Origin of the sequence: Microbulbifer sp. 2205BS26-8 (assembly GCF_030731025.1) — a bacterium.
In the GTDB taxonomy this organism is placed as follows: Bacteria; Pseudomonadota; Gammaproteobacteria; order Pseudomonadales; family Cellvibrionaceae; genus Microbulbifer; species Microbulbifer spongiae.
The window spans coordinates 1-20,436 of record NZ_JAVAMR010000015.1 but is presented as its reverse complement, the minus strand read 5'-3'; the positions used below and the strand labels follow the sequence as shown (position 1 = coordinate 20,436).

Below are 20,436 nucleotides of genomic sequence, written 5' to 3'. Positions count from 1 at the left end.
CCCAGAAAGGCGATCTGTTTACCAGTAGGCACTTTTAGAAGGCCCCTATAGGAAACAGACAAGCTGAGTAACGGTGAGAGATCAGGCCCTGAGCCAGTTATCAAATTAAGACAATTCGGAGAATTCTATGCCAAGTCAGATCATCCTGAGGCTACTTTCAAGTGTTGTGCTTGCCATTATCGCACTATCGGCAGCTGCACAAGAGAATCTCATCCTGGAAGAAGTGGTAGTAACCGCTCAGAAACGCAAACAGTCTGTACAGGAGGTGCCAATTGCCATATCCACATTCGACAAAACAGCAATTCAACACCGGCGCATTACCAACATCACAGACATCAGCCTGAGTGCGCCCAACGTGGAGATTGTCGACTCTCCTGCAAACACCACCGCTGCTACTATCGCTATTCGCGGCGCCTCACAAATCAGCCCGGCAATTACCTGGGAAAACTCAGTAGGGATTTATCTCGATGGTGTCTTCATGGGTAAAAATCTGGGTGCCGTCTTTGACATCGCCGAACTGGAACGAGTTGAAGTACTACGCGGCCCCCAGGGCACCTTATACGGTAAAAATACAGTGGGGGGTGCAGTGAATCTTATCACCCGTAAACCGGGTGATGAATTTAGTGGCTCCCTCATCGCCGAATTGGGTAGCGCGGGCTATTGGTCTGGACGCACCACGATAAACCCACCGAATTGGAAGGGCTTGAAAAGCAGCCTGACACTCTTTAAGGCGGAACGTGACGGCTTCTCTGACAACCGGCCAGACGAATTTGACAACCCCCTGACGGCACCACCATCAAGCCATGAATTTCACAACCTGGACGAGCAGGCCGCACGGTTGGCGTTGCAGTGGGATACCAGCGAAAACCTGAGTGTCAGCTACACCTTTGACTACAGTGATCAGGACAATAAACCCCGCTTTGGTCAACTGACTCAGACCAGCAGCAACTCCTACCTTTACTCTGGCATACAGGAGCCTTACCTCACCAGGGACGATGAGCGTGCAGACAAAGGGAGTAATGACTGGGCAATAGAGGAAGCATCGGAATCAACAGGCCATGCCCTTGATATACAGTGGCAGGGGGATAACACCACTCTGCGTTCTATCACAGCCTACCGAGAGCTGGACTGGAACGACACAATTGATATCGATGGCACTGCCATTGATATCTTTCACTCAAGCCGGTACGTCAACTACGATGCGTTCTCTCAGGAGCTGCAATTGTCAGGCAACCTGGATCAACTGGATTACGTGGTTGGCGCTTACTATTTTGAAGAAAATGCAGATGTTTTAAACCCTATCACCTTCTTCGGTGCGTTTGGTAACCCGACTTCTCACAACCGCTACGGACTGGACACAAACTCTGTTGCGCTCTATGGGCAACTGGATTGGCGCCCTGCGATCTTCGACGATCGTCTGACAGTGACTGCCGGCCTGCGCTGGACAGAAGAGAAGAAGGATCAGTACATTATCCACCCCAGTATATTCACCGCACAGGCAAGTGACACCTTCGACAACACCTCCCCGTCGATCGCACTAAACTGGTCCTTCACTGATGACATCAACGTCTACCTGCGCCATGCCAAGGGCTGGAAGTCGGGTGGCTTCAATGGCGAAGCCGCATTACCAGCGGAATTCTACCAAGGCTACAAGGATGAACAAGTGACCTCCTACGAGACAGGCCTGAAATCGATGCTTCTGAACGGACGTTTGCGACTGAACGGCGCTGTGTTCTACAACGAGTTTGACAATTTTCAACTATCGGTTTTTGAAGGTGAATTCGCTGCGTCTGTCATATTCAACGTACCAAAGTACGAAACAAAGGGCGTGGAGATCGAAGCGATCGCACTGGTCAATGAAGGCCTACAATTGACTGCGTCTTACGGGTACCTCAATGCACAGTACAAGAAGTTTCCTAACAACTTTACTTACTTCAATAAAGAAGATGCGGGTACACCCTATTCCCCAAAAAATTCTCTGACGCTTGGTATGGACTGGCGCATTGACCAGAAGACCTTCGGCCTGTGGGATTTACACATAGAATACAGCTACCGCGATGACTATGTACCCTACATTGACCCAGACCAGAATGCAGCGTCGGCAATAAATGATCGCACACTGCTCAATGCCCGTCTGGCATTCGACGAGATAAAGCTGGGGAACAGTGGCACTCTATTGATTGCGCTGTGGGGACAAAATCTAACCGACGAGGACTACCGAATTAATACCATCCCCTTTGGCGGTGTTGATCAGCGTATTGATCCTAATAGCGGCAGCGGTGTTGGCTGGACAACCAGTTACTTCGGGGATCCACGCACTTATGGTATAGAGACTCGCTACAGTTTCTAGGCAGTAGATGACAGGCTGAAGGCCCAGACCGCACTGAATTTTTTATTTTTTAAGAGGAGGAAAGCAAAGTCAATTGGACAAATAGGTGTGGCCGGAGTGATGGAGCAACTTTTGGGAACATTGTGGGCGCAGTGATGCCCGCTCGAAGGTTTTGTATTATGTACTAATCGAAAAGAGCGTCCAATCCAACATGTAAGGTTCACCCACGACCTGTTTTGCAAGTATCCAAGCTTATGTGGAATCCGGGTCAATATAGCAGGTTTAGCGTAATACTGACTTTGCGCAATAGTGGCTTTAGGTCGCCATCTCATTTAATCCCTCTTACCTGAGGTTCACACTCATGTGTGAGAATCTTTATTGTCACTGCTGTATATCAAAGTTTTTTATACATAGACTTTGTCGGTTTTCGAATAATTGTTTGTTATTTTAGATTGTATTTCCGAAATACATTCGATATTATCAGAAGATGCAAACAGAAAAGAAGCAATCCTCCAATTCGGTGGGTCGGCCAAGAAGTATTAGCCGACAGAAAATCATTGATGCCGCCTTGTGCCTGGGTGGCGATAAAATCACTATGAAACAGGTGGCTGACGAGTTGGGTGTTGGTATCGCGACACTCTATAAGTACGTGGCCAATAAAGATGAACTGCAGCAGTTGGTAGTAGGCCAGCTATTGGCCAATCTCTCTTTACCCAAGCGCCGTGGGCGTCACCGTAGAGAGTACATACGGGATTTTTATCAGTCTTTATGCCAGGCAATGATCAGGCAGCCCAAGGCGATCAGACAGTTAATGGAGGGCGGCTTTGGTGTTGAAACCAGTCAAAAGCTCAAATCTGATTTTACCCAGGAAATTCTCAACTCAGGCATGTCATCAGAGATGGCCGCACAGATTTATGTGGCCGTTTGCCAGGCATCCATTGGAGCAGCGGTTACAGAATTAGAATTAGAAGCTCAAAGACAAAGGCGTAGAAAAATTTCAAATAATGATTCTTCAAACCAGATCATAGCGGAAAATACTGGGAATTTTTTGATTGATGCATTACTCGAAAAAATTGACTCATCGATAGAGCTTTACGTGTAGTTTAGACAATAGCGTTTTTTATGGCGATCCAAATCCCTGATCGCACTTCACAACACTAAATCAACAATAGGTGAATACTATGAAAGACCAGATTGTACAAACCTCTACTGAACTCGAGCGCTGCCCATTCCCGATTCCATACGGGTGGTATGTTATAGAATTATCGGAAAACCTGGCAGTGGGTGACATTCAAAACGTCGAAGCATTTGATCAGCAGTGGGTTATGTTTCGTGGTGAAGATGGTTCGGTGGGCGTAACTGACACCATTTGCCCGCACCTTGGAGCGCATTTAGGACATGGTGGTAAAGTGGTCGGCAACAATATACGCTGCCCTTTTCATCATTGGGAATATGATCACCAGGGTTGGTGTAAAAAAATTCCCTATGGCAAGGTAATGCCAGGCATTGCAAAGAAAAAGCCAATATTGCGTTCCCTGCCTACTCAGGAACGCTATAATCTGATATTTGTATGGTATCACCCAAAGGGGGAGGAACCCACCTTTGAAGTGCCGACTATTCCAGAACTTGAATCTGAAGGCTATATTCCGGTAAGACACGGTCAATGGGATATAGGGACATGCTTGCAGGAAATCGGTGAGAACAGTGTTGATAATGCGCACCTAAAGTTCTTGCATGGATCGCCTGTCATTCCACCGGTAGAAGCATCGATAGATGGACACAATTTTAACTTTGATATCGGTGGTGGATACATTGTTGGAAAATGTCATGGCGCAGGCATTCAGGAGCTTCGTCATAATCAACAGGGTGTTTCCATGCTGATGTTTTCTACCGGTTTGCCGGTAAATCCTGAACTGACACGGACGCGAATGCACTTTACTTTTAAAGATTATCCTGAAGGTTCAAAAGAGCGTAACGTGGCCGAGACCTTATACCAACACTCTATTGGAGAAGCTGAAGGGAAAGATTCCGCGGGCTTTGAGTCAGTTGATATGCTTGTCTGGAATAATAAGAAATACCGGCCAGAGCCATTGTTATGTGACGGTGATGGTCCCATTCAATTGTGGAGAAAATTTAGTCAACAATTTTATGTTGATGCCTAGAAGCTGCTGATATTTAATCCCAAGCGCAATAGTCTGCCGTGATTGTTACCGCCAACGAGGTACCCACCTGTGAGGATTGGCTGAGTCGGCAGACAGAGCCCGTTATCGCTGTTTCTGAGCGGGACCAAAACTGCACACAAATGCAATTTCGAAACACCGATGTTATCGTCACCGACTTTCCTTCTGCACAAAAATTAGCCGACAGAATCAACCAAGCCCCAATACCTGCACTGCAACTGGTACAGGTATTACGTGTAACGGAGAACATATCGGTTGAGCAAGGCTTACTGATTGAGTCCCTGGCCTATTCGACATTGCAATCCGGGCGCGATTACCAGAAATGGCTCGCTGGAAGACCTGATCCCCCTCAACACATTTCCGGTACCAATGGTGAACCCATTTTGCTGGAACGCAGGGAGGATATCGTTTACGCCCGAATCAACCGTCCCGAATTCCATAACGCGCTGACGATTGAAATGCGCAATGCCTTGTTAGAGGTGCTAACCTTGTTAGAAGTGGATACGTCGATTACTCAATTGAAAATTTCTGCACTCGGCAAATGTTTCAGTATCGGTGGTGAGTTAAAAGAATTTGGCTTGGCGCCCGATCCGGCAGCAGCCCATAGCATTCGTTGCAAAACCAACCCGGCGTATCTGTTTGCTCGGCATAGCCCTCGAATTCACTGCCACCTGCATGGCGCATGCATTGGTTCAGGGATTGAATTGCCCGCATTTTCGTTTTATTTAACGGCAAACCGAAAAACTTTTTTTCAACTGCCGGAATATTGCTTTGGCTTAATGCCAGGCGCTGGTGGTTGTATTAGCATTGCGCGCAGAATAGGTCGTCACCGTACGGCTTTATTAGTGCTTTCAGGTAAAAAGATAAATGCAAAAACAGCGCTTGAATGGGGCTTGATTGACGCGATTGTTGATTGAATACAGTCAGTGTAATGCAAGCTGAATCTGTTGTATTGATCTGCTGGAATTGACTTCGATATAGAGTTTGAGGCCTATGAATTAGTATCTGGACGAAAGAGATTTTCAATACCTTGCCAGCATGGGTGAAATCTGAACAAACCAAGATCTCTGCAAAACCATCCGGGGAAAATAATACACAAGCATTCTATAAGGTAGACTGTGAAACCCGACAAGAAACTTCGACAGAATACCTGTAGGAATTGATGCTTTTCTGCTGATGAGCTTGATGCACATGCTTATCTGTCTTTTTGATAAATGATCTGGCCGTTACTAACAGTCAGGCGACAGTGTCTACTATTTAGATCGTTACGTACAATCTGCCAGGGCGCATCGAGTAAACACAAATCAGCCTGCTCCCCTATCTCTATTTGCCGGTAACGTCGCCCGGGAAATTGCGCACAACTGATAAACAGATCAAGCGCCTGTTCAGGTGTTAATCGATCTTGTGAGCCCATTACAAGCCCGCTACGGCTTTGCCGTCGCACTGCTGAATTCATTGAGACCCAGGGGTCGGCACTGCCAAAGGGTGCATCGGAACCTGCTGCCAGCGGTACACCTGCCCTTAAAAAACTCTGTCCAAGATACAGCCAGGGTCGATCTTTACGCTCAACCTCTGCAAGATAGCGGTCTCCTTGCTCCCAGAGAAAGTGAGGTTGTGTGACGACAGCTAAGTTCAACGCAGTGATCCGATGCATAAGTTCAGGGGGAGCAACCCCCGCATGCTCCAAGCGGTCTCCTGTCAATACACCGCATTCGCCCAATATAGCAAGTGCAAACACCAACTCAGTTCGTGAAACACAGTGGATTGCAATCCTGCGGTTTTGCTGCCTGCAGATCCGGACCTGTTGGCAAATGTCATCAAAATCCGGCAGCCTGCTTTCCAGCAGATGTATCTTTAATTCGGCTGTTTGCAAACGTGGGTTATCGACGGCCTGATTTAAATGACTGCACCCCATCATGCGCACTGATTGACGCAACATACCGGTATCCTGTGCATGCTGAAAGTAGTCAAATTCTTTTGTTGAGTTTCTAGGACTGCAATCCGTAATTCCCGTTACACCGAAGCTGGCAAGGGTATCGCTGGCACTCCTAAGACCCGGCATTTTTTGACCAAGTTGTGTGCTCAGCCACGCATCTTCTTCATATAACCGGCCTGTATAACGGCCTTGAATGATCTCGGCACCCTTTGGTATGGTCGGCGGCAAAGCCGCTTTCGCTTGCTCTATCAGTCCGAGTTGGCGCAACGCCAAACTATTGAGTATCCACAAACGACCACTGCGGTGCTGTATTCTTACCGGGTTATCAGGAATATGTTGATCCAGCCAGTCGCGATCAATATCGCCGATAAGATAGGGGTGATAGGCATAGCCTCTCAGCCACTCGCCAGGATGTTGCTTTCCATAGTGAGCGAGATGGTCAATAAGTTGTCGCCTGGTTTCTAAGACTGGCGCACCGCATTGCAGTGAGCCCAGGGAACTTGCGTAAGCGCTTAGGTGGATATGATGATCATGTAGACCAGGTATTAAAGTTGCTCCCCTGGCGTCGATTGTTTTGATCCCCCAAACTTCAGGGAAGGGCGGGGTAATAGCCGAAAGTTTGTTATCCACAATATGGACCGCACAGCGAGCCTGATTCACTATGTCATTTTTTGAGTAACAATTAACATTGTCGATAATCAGCGCAGAGGTCTTCATCTTGCAGCTAAATTAGAACCACAAACATTCTTCACAAAGGTTGATTCAGGCTGCAGGTATAGGTGATTGTGCTGTCCCAGTTTAGCGGTACTACACTGTATTGTGAGCTTTTCTATTGCGGGGCGGGCCGGAATTTGCAGCAAATACTGCTTCCATTCCCGATAGCGACGGGAATAATCGTTATCTTGCGGTGCGGTGACTGCAATACAGTGTCGAACTACATCGTACAGGGACAGTTCAATGAGTTTTCCGCCCCCTGATCGCCAAGCTGTCCAGCCTGCCAGAGCCGCGTGTAGCCCTGTGAGTGGGTCGGCGATTGCATCCCCACAAAAACGCCACGTCCCGCAAACTTGGTAAAGAATACGACTGAGACCGGCAGCTACAGCCGTTTCGTCACCATAGCCTGGCCAGTTTTGTGCAGGTTTCCCTCGACCATAGGCGCTGATGCTAAGCCAAGTTAAGCCCGGGTTGCTTGCCAATAATGCTTCGGCGTGGATGCCCATTTGTCGTAATGCTCTGGGTCTGGAGCCCTCTATGACAATATCTGCTTGCCGGATCAGGTTCTCCAGTTGTTTCTGTCCCTGCCGGGTATCAAGTGCCAGACTTACGGATTGCTTGCCCTGGTTAATCAGCTGATAAAATTCAAGATTTCCCTGTCTTGCGCCATCGGGACGTCCGGTGCTTTCCACCTTGATAATATGGGCACCAGCTTGCTGCCATAGGTATGAACACAGGGGCCCCGCCCATAAAGAGGACAAATCTATAATTACAGGTGATGGTTTCAAAGGGGTTTGGCGAAGTGCCTCTTGCGTATTGTGAACAGAAAAGGGTATGCGGAACCAGCTTGGTGTACTGGAATCTGATGCGAGTGCATCGGCAATCGCCAGGCCAAGTAAGCGGCCAGAATCTAGCAGTTGTTTTGTGGGCAGCTGCCTGGAGTGGTGGCGAACGGATTCCCAATCGCAAACAGGTGCTTCAGTGGCAAATAATGCCGGTAGCGATTCCCAGTCCTGTGGGCGAGCAAGGTTGAGCGCAATTTGACCATCCAGAGACGATATCAAATGGCAGCTTTTCCCGGCGGATTGTGTACCCATTGGGATGAATCCAGTGATTAATGAGCGACAGCCGAGCATTTTTGCCCCCTGTTCCGCATCCGGGATCTGCAGATCTGACAAGGCGCAAAAGCATTTCATGGCAGCGATGGCGCAACTGGCTAAAGGAACCGGACAAAGCTTGTCGGCTATAGCACCATTTCTGGAGTGAAGTAAGCCACTCGCTAACCAATCGTCTACGGGGTGACTTACCTGTAAGTTGGATACCGGGTGAACTATGATGCCCAAATCGGCCATCAGTTTATTTGAGTAAGCTCCACACACGCCGGATAGAAACTGATCAATCGAAATATTAGCAGGAAAAAATTGCATTATTGGGGCAGAGTAGTCCTGGTGTTCTGAGCGAGCATGCCATGGTCATGTCCGCTGACAAGTGGAACGTTCACATCTGATGCGTCGGGAGTTATCAGTCAGAGGCCGGCAGTGCTTCGGTCTGTTTTATTTGAAGTGCGCTCTCCCGTTTCGGACCCAATGATAGGCTACCCAATCCCGGCTTGGTACAAAGAGCTTCTATACTGCCATCACCATTGACATATCTTTTACCCATCAGTGTTCCGGCGGCAAACCCGGAGTCAGAAACGAGTTGGGCAACCTCAGGGCCCGTTGCATTAAACGCTTGCATGGCAACCCCTCCACAACGAAGATCATGTGCGCCCTTTCCTTTCACTACCATGATTTGTGTATCGCAAACAGCGCTTTTCAAACGGATACCCGGTTTTAATTCGATCATTTCCCAACGCTCCAAAATCAACAACCACCCGCAGAGCAGGTGGTATGGTGAAAGCCCCTTCAGTAGGTACTGTGACAGCCCTGTCAATCTCATCAGCTCCTGACCGCACTGATCACGTGTTTAATGCTCTTTAAAATACCGAACCACCTGCTTACGCAAGCCAAATGTACAAACATGGTGGCTTCCGGCCTAGAGACCCCCGCCAGTGAAGTTTGCTTGACTCACAATAGGCACAAGTACCCGAATCGCCAGCTCGCCTGTAGGGGACCCTACCCTACGGAACACACGTATCTTTGTACAGCGCATCAATATCACCTGGATAGGCGCCTGTAAGGCATATCCTTCGTCAGCACACCCCCTGATTGATCGCAAAGATTACAGAAGATGACTCTGATTGCTCTGCATGATGTCCCAAAATCCCCTTTTCCTGATATTTCAGCATTCATACTGTGTGATCCCGGCAATGATGCTTGAGGTGAACGCGGCTTTACCAGTCTCTCTTATGACTTCCCAATAAATTCTGCCCGTACATGGGAGGCCATATTTCTGTTCTGCACAACTGAATGGTAAAGCCGTGTCAAGTCTCACCGCCAGAAGCAGTGACTTATTGATGTCCTGATCATGGATTGGTATAAGAAGCCTGGGGGTTAGTGCTCACCTGACCAGACAATACACAGGATGCCCCAGAGGGAACACCCGGAAGTGCTGCGTTGTCGAAGGTCAGTATACCAGTGGATTGATCAAAAGTGCCGGTTAAATCGCCAGCGCAGTCACCGGTTGCACCATCAACATAGATATTTTGTATGGTCACCGTCCCATCTGCATTCCCTTCCATGTTGTAGGGCAGGTTCTCAAATTGTGCACTAACGCCACAAAGATTAAAGGGGCCTCCTGAAACCTCTAAAGCACCAACAGAGGCATTCTCACCATCTAAGTCAACTGCACCCATGAGATTGCAAGTCAAACCCAATGTCCCTTTGGATACCTCTAGGCCATCAATACTGGCCATGGCAACGGCGCCATTGGGAAACCAGGTCTCCGCATGTACCTGGCCGGCAAAACCACTGACAATAACAAAGAGACATACTGCGGTGCATATTTTTTTTAAAATCATAGTTTTTTTCCTTATTAGTTAAGTAAAATACTACGGCACAGCATCACACTCCCTGTTTAATAATGCACGAACAAAAGAGCGTAAATTCAGAATCCAAGCCCAAACTCGTGGGGTAACTCAAGCCAACCCTCCACGATTACAAAATAAGCCCATTGGTAATTAGACCGGACCATTATAAGATACAGGTGCCGGCATAATGTACAAGCATTAAAACTGATTACCAAAGGCCTTATATACACTTAAGCCTACAATCCTGGGATCCAAAGTAAACACATTGGTACTGAGCCCTGTATCATCGGCGTTGGTGAAGGCATCGATAATGGGTGCATCGTCAAAAACATTTTTGACATATAGTTCTACCTGAAAGTCCCAGTTAGGCTGGGTGAGCGTTGCCGAGATATTCAGATTATCCCAGGCTTTCAAACGGTCGTATTCTGTGTTATAGACACGCGCATAACTCTCTCCCTGATAGTAGTAATCGGCGCGCAGCCTTAAGTCCCAGTCCTGTATCCCAATAATATGCTCTACACCAAAATTTAAGGTATAGTTGGGTGAATTGGGCAGTTCGTTGCCCCCCAGATTCACATCAAATCCCCGACCGCCATTGGGGGCGTCGGTGAGCGGTCTGTATACGTAGTCAATCAAAGCATCAAAAGGAACACCCACGTCTGTTTCAGGGTCAAAATCACCCCAACGCAATGTGCCAGGGCAAGCAGACCACAGCATAAAGTGACCAAAACTGGGGAAAAAAGCAGAATCGAGAATTGTATTCACCAATTCAGTTGGTGCAATACAACTTGTACCGACTTGAAAATTGGGGCGTAGTAAGGTCCAATCCTCATTACCCTGGGTACGATTCAGAACGTCGACAGATTTTTCGTTATCACCGATACGAGTTTTAAGGTAACCCAGGTTTGCATTAAAGCGGGTATTTGAGGTCGCCAGCCAAACAGCTTCTAATTCTAAACCAAAGGTCCGGGTATCGAAGTTTTCATTCAGGGTACTGCGTTCCACGATCTTAGAAACCTGATAGTCTTTATACTCGTAAAAAAACGCAGTAGTATTGAATGTCATATTGCCACCTAGCAAGGTATTCTTGCTACCGAATTCCATAGCATTTACAAATTCCGGTTCAAAAGCATCCGCCAAATCAGGAACTTGCACCACGGAGGGATCAACACCCAATTCCGGGGGATTTGTGCCCCCTGCTTTATAACCACGTGCATAGGAAACATAAAACATCGTCTCATCGGTAAAAGCGTTCCGCGCTTGCCAATCCAGAACTATGCGACCAGTAAACTCATTCCATTTCTGTACGACATCCGGCAGGGGATCGAAGCCACGACGAATACTGCCACCTGTCGCCTCTCCAGTTTCCAGTTCGCCTTCGGAATTTATACTCGCTCCTAACAATATCTGAGGAGGTATAGGCGTGGTTATCTTGTGATCCCTGGTATAACGCAGTCCCGTGGTGAGCTTTACATCGTCGGAAAGGTCCCAATAGAGTTCCCCAAAGGCAGCAGAGGAACGAGTCTCAACCGGGTTCGGGCCGTAGAAATAATTGTGCCCTTCCCCATCTACATTTTCAATACTATTTAAATCAGAATAGAAACACTCATTCTTATTTTCGTCATTACACGGTGTATACAGGGATTCAAAGATAACTTCAGCCAGTAGACTATAGGTATTATTAAATAGAAAGTAGCCCTCCAAAGATTCAAAATCCAGGTAGTTAATACCTGCGGAAAAATTAATAGGACCATCGAAAGCAGACTGCAGGCGCAGCTCGTGAGCCCACTGGGTACTATCCGATTCGTACACTTCAACTGCCGTCAACCCGGTGGTGGCACCGAGCTGGGGGTCCATAAAGACACCACCCGGTGTTAATCCTTGCGTGTCTTTAAGAGGTTCATCATTCTTATCAAACAACCCAGAGGTATCGTTAAAAATGGCATTGGACTGAAAGCGGCTATAATCTTGAAAACTATAATAATCGTCTTTAATGTATGTAGACTGCGCAAAGAAAGTCAAACTGTCTGCCAGAGCCACTTCAAAATTCAGTTGTACCACATCGTTTTCAGCGTTAAACATCGGGTCATAATTGGTGGCAATCTTACGCAGATTCCGTGACTGGTTAATATCCTTATAGGGATTACCTGGTTTAAAAACAAGAACTGGATTACCGTCCGCATCGTATCCTGCAGGATATGTTTGAAACCATGCCTGAAGGTAGGCAAAATTGGCAAGGGTGAATCCATTGGGCGCACCATAGGATTCCTCATCATATAAAGAAATCGGCTTACAGCCTTGGGTAAAATGTAACGCATAATCCTCAGAGATCTCTCTATCATCGATCTGGCCAGGCCCTGGGTCCGGTGTACAAAGCTGTTTACCGGTACGGGAACGCTGGTCATCCTCTTCAAAGTGTTGCCAAATCAAGTTTGCATTGAATTTTGCACTGGGTGACCAGTCAAGCATCAGGCGTGTGGAATAGAGGTCACGGTTGTTGACATCGTTATTGGTAGCGGTGTTGTAGTCATAGCCATCCCGTTTAGTCATGGCCCCAGATACCCGCGCCGCCAAGGTGTCACTTAAAGGTAAATTCAACATGCCGCTCATTCGTCTGGTATCGTAGCTTCCAACCTCTGACTTAATATCAGCTTCGAATTCCTGTGTGGGCAAACGTGGCAACATATTCACCACACCGCCTGTGGCGTTTCTGCCATATAACGTGCCCTGTGGGCCACGCAATACCTCCACCCGCTCCACATCGAAATACTCTTGCTCGTGCAGGCGATCACGCAGCAGAGGTGTATTGTTAAAGCTCACCGCAACCCCCGGATCAGAGCTGGCGGACAGGGCTTTAGAGCCTATACCACGGATGGAAAGGTTGTACCTGTTAAAGTTACCTTTGGAGAAGGTGACATTAGGTGCCGCTCGTAATAATTCATCACCACGTTCAATTTTCAAGTCTCTTAGCGCTTCCTCGGAAATAGCGGTAACTGCAATAGGAACATTTTGAATATTTTCTTCTATTCTTTGCGAAGTGACGATTACCTCTTCCATATGCAGTTGTTCACTGCTTACTTTTTCATTACTCTGCGCATTGACCGCGGTAGTGCTCAATACAAGGTAACAACCGGTTAGGCCATACCAGATAGGTGTAATAGGCTTATTTATCCCCATCTCACAAATTGCTTGAATAATCAGTTTTTTTGGATTGTATAAGTTTCGCATCGTGACTTATCCTTATCGTTATATATGTTATCATTAGTTTTTATTCCCAGTCAGGATCCAGAGAGGTCCTCCCTCTGATAAGACGCCATATCTGGGAACAAAAATTCACTCGATTACCGTTCCATGGCAATTCCGTACTGAGATTGTTATTTTTTTTCTTTGAAATATTGGCAATTTCCCCATTCTTTTATTGCAATCCTCCCCAAATAAGAAGATCCAGAATTTACTGCCACACATCGATATAGTATTGAATTCAAGACAAACTATTGAAACTGTAAAAAATACTTGGTGTTTTAATAAACTGATTGTTCTAAAGAAAACTCCAATCATGGGGAACAACGACGGATAGAGTATTCCTTTTAGTGGATACAACATTAAGAACATACCGGTGGAAATCGGTGTGCCCATAATATTTATCCATAGTTGCCCCCACCACTCTCTTTCTTGAGTAAAGTTACTAATCTTTCAAATGGAGAAAATTGTGAATTTGAAGATAGGTATATTGTTTGAGGAAACACCTATTCTCATGAGTATTACCTGCGCTACCAATATCATCAGCGTCTGGATACGGTACTTTGATCTTTTCAATATCCAGTTCAAACTGGTCAAAAAAACTGGCTTTGCCACATCCAGGGGTTGACGCCATGTAACTGGTATGCAATCAATATCTGGGGACATAGACCAAGCCGAATGTGCTGTATATTGCCTTTCACCATCCACCAATGCAGGGTGGCATGCAGGTTTTACTGGAACTGACAGAGATTGACGATACAGACATATCCAGTCTGGGAAACTTATACTCAGTATCCCATAGGATTTGACAGGGGAATCATTAACTGGCAAGTCCTTGCTGTATGAGCAGACCAGCTTTCGGTTATGATTGAGTTTCATACCTTGCTCAATAATTGGTGCGACCAGGTTGCTATATTTCCCAGCCAGCATTCTTGTCTTTTTTGGCATTGCCGAACGCATATTTATACCATCAGCATCAAACGGTATGCATGTAGACCTCATAAGGGTCTCTATCCAAAACTCTCGTAAAATCGTCCGTACTGGCAATCAGTTTGCCTTTCAGGGCAGGCTCCTCAATCTGATTGGCTATGGAGTGCCTGGTACAAGGAATTTGGGCTGTGGTCATTGCAGTATCAGACAGTTGTTGACTGTTTTATTGTATTAATCTGAGAGAACGCCCTAAAACCTGAAGGGATCTAAGTTTTTACCTGTGGGTCTGGCCTTTCTTTTGTGACTGTCCGTCGTTTTATTTTGTATTAATTCAGAGGTATTGATACGATCATATAACATTTTAGTAAAAAAAGTGACATCAATCGTAAAATAGTTGCAAAAAATATACGAAAAGTGATATGGTTGCCAAAAGACGTATAAAACAACAAATAGGGATATCAGGAACAGAGTATGGCTGGAGTACTCGATAAAATTAAAATTCTTGACTTATCGCGGGGCATTGCTGGCCCGATGGCCACAATGGTTTTATCAGAAAGTGGCGCGGAGGTTATCAAAATCGAAGGGCCTGCGGGCGATCCCAATCGAGATACACAGCTCGGATACCATGTTTGGCAAAGAGGTAAGCGCTGCGCCTGTTATGACTTGAAAGATTCTGCTGAACTTGATCTTTTTTACCAATTGGTTAGGAGTGCAGATATCCTGGTCGAAAGTTATTCACCCGGTGTCGCCAAAAAATTGGGGGTTGATTTTGAAAGCCTGCAACGGATCAACCCAGCATTGATTGTCTGTTCTATCACTGGCTACGGACGAGACACCCCTTATTCGGATCGCCCAGCCGTGGATGCGCTGGTTTCCGCCAAGCTTGGTCTGCACTATGAACAACGTGGCCGCGTTGGTGCACAGTACCATGTGAAAGGGGGTGAAGTACCCTTCGCCGATATTCATTTCACATCAGATAGCGTAGTTGGCCCTCGTCATGAGGACCGCGATGGTCCCCTTTTTACAGGTACCTATTGGCCTAGTCTGGGCGCTGCTTACGCTGCTATGACCAGCATTAATGCAGCCCTGCTGGTGCGCCAGAAAACGGGCCTTGGTCAGTGGGTTGAAACCAGTCTGATGCAGGGGGCACTGACCGCTGGAACACTTGCCTACAGCTATGGAGAATTCCCTCATGCACCGCATTTTTCAACCTGGATCAATGACAGCCGCTCACCACGGGGCAATTTTGAATGTGCCGATGGTCGCTGGATAATCAACTGGGTGCCAAACCCAAGGTTTGTGCTTGGTGCTTCCCGTGGTAACACATTGAACCCAGCACCGGATATGTCATCCCGCGACGATCCGGATCGTATCATGCCGGCAATGGACGACATGCTGGTACTTGACCACTACTATCCGCAGTTGACAGAGGCATTTAAGAAATTCACAGCCGACGAGTGGGTGGCGGCGGGTGAGGTAGCGGGACAATGTATACAGAAAATTCGCACTCCTGAAGAAGCTTTAAGTGATGAGTTGTTTTTACAGGATGGCTGTGTCGCCAAAGTTGACGATCCTAAATATGGTACTACACATCAGGTTGGCAGCCTTTATTCCCTGGAAAATCATAAAGCGCATGTAAAGCAGGGCTATGCAGTTTCTGGAGAGCATACTGATGAAGTAAGGCAAGAGGCTGCAGGACATATACGCACAACTGACCAGTTTGGTAATGCATTATTAAAGCAGCCACTTGAAGGTGTTATCGTGATTGATTTGGGACTTGCGATTGCAGGTCCATTCGGAGCGCAGTTATTATCTGATCTAGGCGCGCGCGTTATCAAAGTGAATGCAACATACGATTGGTATTGGCATTCCAATGCAATCGCAATGTCAGCTAACCGTGGCAAAGACAGTATCGCCATCAATATGCGAGATCCACAGGGTGTGGAGATCATCAAACAGTTAATTTCCAAAGCCGATGTTGTTATTCACAATATGCGCTATAATGCGGTTGAAAGTAAAGGTTTGGATTACGCCTCCTTGCGAGAAAGTCATCCCGAGTTAATCTATTGCCACACCAGAGGGTTTGAAAAAAGCCGCAGAGAAAAACTGCCGGGTAACGATCAAACTGGTTCAGCATTAGCTGGAGTGCAATGGGAAGATGGTGCCTGTGGTGACGGTGGGCGTCCCTATTGGAGCCTAACGACACTAGGCGATACGGGCAACGGTTATCTGGCGGCCAATGCAATTATTCAAGCCTTGCTGGAGAGGGAGAAAACCGGTAAAGGGCAATTTGTGGATACATCCATTGTTAATGCCCACCTCTTTAATACTTCTCATATCCTGGCTAAAGAAGATGGCGGAGCTGTGCAGCGGCCCTATATGTCACGAGATGCGTTGGGTTTCAGTGCGGGATACCGTTTATACAAAACTCTGGATGATTACATTTGCATAGCACTCAGTGAAAATCAACATTGGGATAAATTATTCGAGCTGCTTGGAATGCCTGAGTTGAGATGCGATGAGCGTTTCAATAGTGTCCCAGCGCGCAGTGACAATGATCACGCACTGACAGAATTGCTAATGGAGCATTTTCAGGCCCACAGTGCCGCCGAGTGGTTTAATCGGCTTGACGGTGCAGGGATTCCCTGCGAGGTGGCCAATAGCAAATTTAGCCGTGATATGTGGCGAAGTGATTCCTTTTTATTGGATCGCAACTGGCTGTCCTCTTTTCCACACCCGGTAGTTGGTACAATCGGCCAAGTCGGTGTACCCTATGATTTTTCCGCAACACCTGCATTGGCGAAAAGTGGACCGTTGATCGTCGGCAAACAAACCCGAGCAATCCTCAGTGAATTAGGTTATGACGAAGCCAGGCAGGCAAAGCTGTTTGAGCAACAAATAGTCGCAGATGAGTCCTCTTATAGGTATCCATTGGAAACCCCAACGAGCTGATTTTTTATATCAAAGTATAATAGAGTAGGTGCCTTCTAAGAATAAAACAGCCACCAATTATGAATACAGCCCAACTTTCTCGTAACGGCCATACCATAACCATTCAGATAGAAGTATCTATCCAGAAAGGCAATCTGCTTGCCAGTGAAGACAGTCTTCAAAAAGCACTTAATGAGGCGGGCAGACTGGGCACAGCGGAGATTCTGGCACATTATGAGAAACCAGGCCATGAGCCAATCATTGTCAATGGGCGTAAGCTTACCTACAAGCACCAGGTAACTAAACGCTATGAAACGCCCTATGGGCCTGTCTCATTAGACAGAAATGTTTATCAAGGGAGTGGCGGCGGCCCTACCTTCTCACCGCTTGATTTTAACGGCGGAATAATAGGTGCAGCAACACCGAAGCTGGCCAAAATGGTTACGTGGAAATATAGCAAAATGGCTGCCCCAGTTGTTGAAGAAGACCTTGAACTCAACCATAACCGCAAGCTGGCACGCTCATACATCAAACGATTGTCCGATGATGTTGGTTCACTCGCCAAAACCTATAGGGACGCTGAGTATGAACTCCCAAAATTGAATGCACCTGTATCGTCAATCTCAATCAGCCTAGATGGTACTTGCTTGTTACCATGCGATGATGGATGGCGTGAAGCAACTTGCGGCACAATCAGTCTGTATGATAAACCCGGAAATCGCCTACATATTATATACACGGCGTCAAGCCCTGACAATGACAAAGCCACCTTTCTAAAACAGCTTCAAAAAGAAATTGAAAAGGTCAAGGTACAATATCCTGGAGTTAATTATATTGGTGTTATAGATAGCGCCCACGATAATCTGGTGTTTCTAAAAAGACATACTCATTTTCAGATTCTTGATTTCTGCCATTTAACCGAACATGTATCAAATGCTTCCCAAGTCTTGTTTCCCAAGAATGAAACACAGCGGAGGATATGGATGGAAGACTGGCTGCACCGATTGAAACATAAGAAAGGCGCAGCCCGTAGACTGTTAAGTTATTTAGTATCAGCTGATCTACCGAGTAAAACAGCATCGCTTACTGAAAAGCATTCTCAGACAATCAATTTTCTGAAAAGCAACCATATGCTTATGCGATACCCTCAGGCTGTTAAAAACGGCTGGCCAATAGCTTCAGGAGTGACAGAAGCTGCCTGTAACACTTTGATAAAACAGCGATTATGTAATTCCGGTATGCGATGGAAGTACGACAGCGCCTGTGCTGTACTAAGAGTAAGGGCACTTACCCAAACAAAAGGACGATGGGAGCAGCTATGGAGAAATATTATGGGTTCAGTGATTCCCATTGGAATACCTTGAAACCAATGTTCAGCAAAATGGACGCACATTAAAATGATGCGACCAGATCCGGTGCCGAGCCCTGAAAACCAATTCTTTTGGGATGCACTGAACCGCAATGAGTTACAGATTCAGCAATGTGCTCAATGTCAAATTTTTTTGCATCCACCACGTCCGATGTGTCCACAGTGCTATAGTCTCAAGCACAAGCATGTCTCGGTAGACGGTAAGGCGGTATTATATTGTTGGTGTTTACCTCGTCACCCAAAAATCCCGATGTTTGAATATCCATTGATCACTGCTCTGGTGGATTTAGCCTGCGGGGTGCGTCTATTAAGTAACCTGGTTGAGTGCGATACCAGAAATTTAAGGCCTGGAATGGATCTTGAAATCTGTTTTATACAAACAGTTGGCGGCAAGACTATTCACCAATTTCGCCCGATCCAAGCGAACCCTGAGAATACCCATGTCTAAACTGAATGCTGCAATTGTGGGTATCGGGCAAACAGAGTTTTCAAAAAACTCTGGAAGAAGCGAACTGCAACTCGCCTGTGAATGTATCAAACAGGCGCTTGACGATGCCGGTGTTTCGCCATCGGATGTCGATGGTATGAGTACATTTACGCTGGACAATAGTGAAGACATTGATCTTGTGCGGTCTCTTGGTATTGAAAACTTGCGTTTTTCCTCCAGAGTGCCGCACGGTGGAGGTGGAGCCTGCGGTGTCGTGTCTCATGCAGCGGCGGTCGTAACTGCAGGATTGGCTGATATGGTGGTTGTTTGGCGTGCCATGAATGAACGCTCTGGACAACGCTTTGGTCAAGCACAATTGGTACCAGGCAGACAGGGTTCTGGTTCTGACTTCATCACCTGGAGTATGCCATTTGGAGCGCTGTCTCCGGCCAATTGGATGGCAATGAATTTACAGCGTTACATGGATGTATATGAGGTCAGTAATGCTGACCTTGGACATGTTTCCGTTGCTATGAGAAAGCATGCAGCAACGAATCCCGCAGCCTGGTTTTATCAAAAACCCATTACCCTGGATGAACACCAAGCCTCAAGGTGGATTATAGAGCCAACTCTGCGTCTACTCGACTGCTGCCAAGAGAGTGATGGCGGAGTTGCAATGGTCATAACCAATAGTGATATTGCTCGTGATCTTAAGCAAGCACCGGTGCAAATAAAGGCCGCTACTCAAGTGGTACCATTTGGTGTTGAAGTTGTCACTAATTATTATCATGGTGAGTTATCGATATTTAAAGAAGCTCGATTTTTGGGAAAAGAACTCTATCGGCAATCGGGGCTGACTCCAGAGGATTTCCAGGTGGCGATGCTCTATGACCATTTTACACCGATAGTGCTAATGCAACTTGAAGCTCTTGGTTTTTGTGATTATGGACAAGGTAAATATTTTGTCAAAGAGGGAAATATCGCCTTGGACGGACGGATTCCGGTGAATCCAAATGGCGGCCTTATTGGAGAAGCATACATACACGGCGTTAATAATATTATTGAGGGGGTGAGACAGTTGCGTGGAAGCGCAGTTAATCAAGTGAAAAATGTGGAGCATGTACTGGTATCATCAGGTATGAGTGGGCTGGTTCTAAACCTATCATGAAATGTGAAACACTGTCATCATTAATATTCTCAAACAGCGGTATAGGATGTACACTCTGCTTGATAGTTTAGATAAACTGTATTGTCAATTCGGTTATTGGTTTCTCTAATTTTATTAGATAATGAACTATTGTCTAATACTCCAATGACCACATTTCAAATTATTATATCAGCCATTTTATGGCTATCAGGCTGCTGAAAAACCCAAGAAATGCGATAATTCCATAGAAATTTCACTGGGGCCA

Annotated in this window: 14 protein-coding genes; 8 read left to right on the top strand and 6 right to left on the bottom strand. The window is 46.6% G+C overall.

The features are described 5' to 3' along the window. Positions 1 to 127 precede the first annotated feature (127 nt). The 4 genes from Q5Y71_RS07330 (at position 128) to Q5Y71_RS07315 (ending at position 5,426) form a co-directional block, all read left to right on the top strand. A complete protein-coding gene (locus Q5Y71_RS07330; protein ID WP_306041228.1) occupies positions 128 to 2,350 on the top strand; it encodes a TonB-dependent receptor in 2,223 nt (740 codons plus the stop codon). A gap of 466 nt (positions 2,351 to 2,816) precedes the next feature. Then, on the top strand, positions 2,817 to 3,431 hold the full coding sequence (locus tag Q5Y71_RS07325) for a TetR/AcrR family transcriptional regulator (RefSeq protein ID WP_306041226.1): 615 nt from the start codon (positions 2,817 to 2,819) through the stop codon (positions 3,429 to 3,431). Positions 3,432 to 3,510: 79 nt separating this feature from the next. Beyond that, positions 3,511 to 4,491 (top strand): Rieske 2Fe-2S domain-containing protein, encoded by a 981-nt coding sequence (locus tag Q5Y71_RS07320; protein WP_306041225.1) that lies wholly within the window; start codon positions 3,511 to 3,513, stop codon positions 4,489 to 4,491. A 38-nt stretch (positions 4,492 to 4,529) separates the two neighbouring features. Next, complete coding sequence (locus Q5Y71_RS07315) at positions 4,530 to 5,426, top strand: enoyl-CoA hydratase/isomerase family protein (protein ID WP_306041223.1); 897 nt, start codon at positions 4,530 to 4,532, stop codon at positions 5,424 to 5,426. Positions 5,427 to 5,704: 278 nt separating this feature from the next. Here the strand turns inward: Q5Y71_RS07315 and Q5Y71_RS07310 are convergent, their stop codons facing one another. From Q5Y71_RS07310 to Q5Y71_RS07285, 6 genes are all read right to left on the bottom strand, one after another. Then, a complete protein-coding gene (locus Q5Y71_RS07310) occupies positions 5,705 to 7,075 on the bottom strand; it encodes an amidohydrolase family protein (protein WP_306041220.1) in 1,371 nt (456 codons plus the stop codon). An 83-nt stretch (positions 7,076 to 7,158) separates the two neighbouring features. Continuing rightward, positions 7,159 to 8,586 (bottom strand): CoA transferase, encoded by a 1,428-nt coding sequence (locus Q5Y71_RS07305; RefSeq protein ID WP_306041218.1) that lies wholly within the window; start codon positions 8,584 to 8,586, stop codon positions 7,159 to 7,161. Between the two features lie 94 nt (positions 8,587 to 8,680). Next, the gene (locus Q5Y71_RS07300) at positions 8,681 to 9,004 is read right to left on the bottom strand and encodes a hypothetical protein (RefSeq protein WP_306041216.1); all 324 of its coding nucleotides are present in this window, start codon (positions 9,002 to 9,004) and stop codon (positions 8,681 to 8,683) included. Between the two features lie 619 nt (positions 9,005 to 9,623). Further along, a complete protein-coding gene (locus Q5Y71_RS07295) occupies positions 9,624 to 10,118 on the bottom strand; it encodes a hypothetical protein (protein ID WP_306041214.1) in 495 nt (164 codons plus the stop codon). A gap of 207 nt (positions 10,119 to 10,325) precedes the next feature. Then, positions 10,326 to 13,355, bottom strand: a complete 3,030-nt coding sequence (locus Q5Y71_RS07290; protein WP_306041213.1) for a TonB-dependent receptor — start codon at positions 13,353 to 13,355, stop codon at positions 10,326 to 10,328. Positions 13,356 to 13,820: 465 nt separating this feature from the next. After that, positions 13,821 to 14,369, bottom strand: a complete 549-nt coding sequence (locus Q5Y71_RS07285) for a hypothetical protein (protein ID WP_306041211.1) — start codon at positions 14,367 to 14,369, stop codon at positions 13,821 to 13,823. Positions 14,370 to 14,768: 399 nt separating this feature from the next. Between Q5Y71_RS07285 and Q5Y71_RS07280 the strand changes: the two genes are divergently transcribed. Genes Q5Y71_RS07280 through Q5Y71_RS07270 form a run of 4 tightly spaced genes read left to right on the top strand, consistent with a single transcriptional unit; the run spans position 14,769 to position 20,192 of the window. Further along, positions 14,769 to 17,249 carry a CaiB/BaiF CoA-transferase family protein gene (locus Q5Y71_RS07280; protein WP_306041209.1) on the top strand — a complete coding sequence of 827 codons (2,481 nt, stop codon included), beginning with the start codon at positions 14,769 to 14,771 and terminating at the stop codon, positions 17,247 to 17,249. Positions 17,250 to 17,308: 59 nt separating this feature from the next. After that, positions 17,309 to 18,592 carry an ISKra4 family transposase gene (locus Q5Y71_RS07275; RefSeq protein WP_306041207.1) on the top strand — a complete coding sequence of 428 codons (1,284 nt, stop codon included), beginning with the start codon at positions 17,309 to 17,311 and terminating at the stop codon, positions 18,590 to 18,592. Positions 18,593 to 18,625: 33 nt separating this feature from the next. Beyond that, complete coding sequence (locus Q5Y71_RS17525; RefSeq protein ID WP_371877009.1) at positions 18,626 to 19,045, top strand: Zn-ribbon domain-containing OB-fold protein; 420 nt, start codon at positions 18,626 to 18,628, stop codon at positions 19,043 to 19,045. Next, positions 19,038 to 20,192: a lipid-transfer protein gene (locus Q5Y71_RS07270; protein ID WP_301414824.1), complete on the top strand. Its 1,155-nt coding sequence runs from the start codon at positions 19,038 to 19,040 to the stop codon at positions 20,190 to 20,192. Before Q5Y71_RS17525 ends, Q5Y71_RS07270 begins: the two co-directional genes overlap by 8 nt. Positions 20,193 to 20,436 lie beyond the last annotated feature (244 nt).

Excerpts from the sequence above, each read along its gene's own strand:
- Q5Y71_RS07285 (WP_306041211.1), bottom strand. The coding sequence starts at position 14,369 with ATGAGGTCTACATGCATACCGTTTGATGCTGATGGTATAAATATGCGT.
- Q5Y71_RS07275 (WP_306041207.1), top strand. The coding sequence starts at position 17,309 with ATGAATACAGCCCAACTTTCTCGTAACGGCCATACCATAACCATTCAG.
- Q5Y71_RS07300 (WP_306041216.1), bottom strand. The coding sequence starts at position 9,004 with ATGATCGAATTAAAACCGGGTATCCGTTTGAAAAGCGCTGTTTGCGAT.
- Q5Y71_RS07290 (WP_306041213.1), bottom strand. The coding sequence starts at position 13,355 with ATGCGAAACTTATACAATCCAAAAAAACTGATTATTCAAGCAATTTGT.
- Q5Y71_RS07330 (WP_306041228.1), top strand. The coding sequence starts at position 128 with ATGCCAAGTCAGATCATCCTGAGGCTACTTTCAAGTGTTGTGCTTGCC.
- Q5Y71_RS07305 (WP_306041218.1), bottom strand. The coding sequence starts at position 8,586 with ATGCAATTTTTTCCTGCTAATATTTCGATTGATCAGTTTCTATCCGGC.
- Q5Y71_RS07295 (WP_306041214.1), bottom strand. The coding sequence starts at position 10,118 with ATGATTTTAAAAAAAATATGCACCGCAGTATGTCTCTTTGTTATTGTC.
- Q5Y71_RS07280 (WP_306041209.1), top strand. The coding sequence starts at position 14,769 with ATGGCTGGAGTACTCGATAAAATTAAAATTCTTGACTTATCGCGGGGC.
- Q5Y71_RS17525 (WP_371877009.1), top strand. The coding sequence starts at position 18,626 with ATGATGCGACCAGATCCGGTGCCGAGCCCTGAAAACCAATTCTTTTGG.
- Q5Y71_RS07270 (WP_301414824.1), top strand. The coding sequence starts at position 19,038 with ATGTCTAAACTGAATGCTGCAATTGTGGGTATCGGGCAAACAGAGTTT.
- Q5Y71_RS07325 (WP_306041226.1), top strand. The coding sequence starts at position 2,817 with ATGCAAACAGAAAAGAAGCAATCCTCCAATTCGGTGGGTCGGCCAAGA.
- Q5Y71_RS07320 (WP_306041225.1), top strand. The coding sequence starts at position 3,511 with ATGAAAGACCAGATTGTACAAACCTCTACTGAACTCGAGCGCTGCCCA.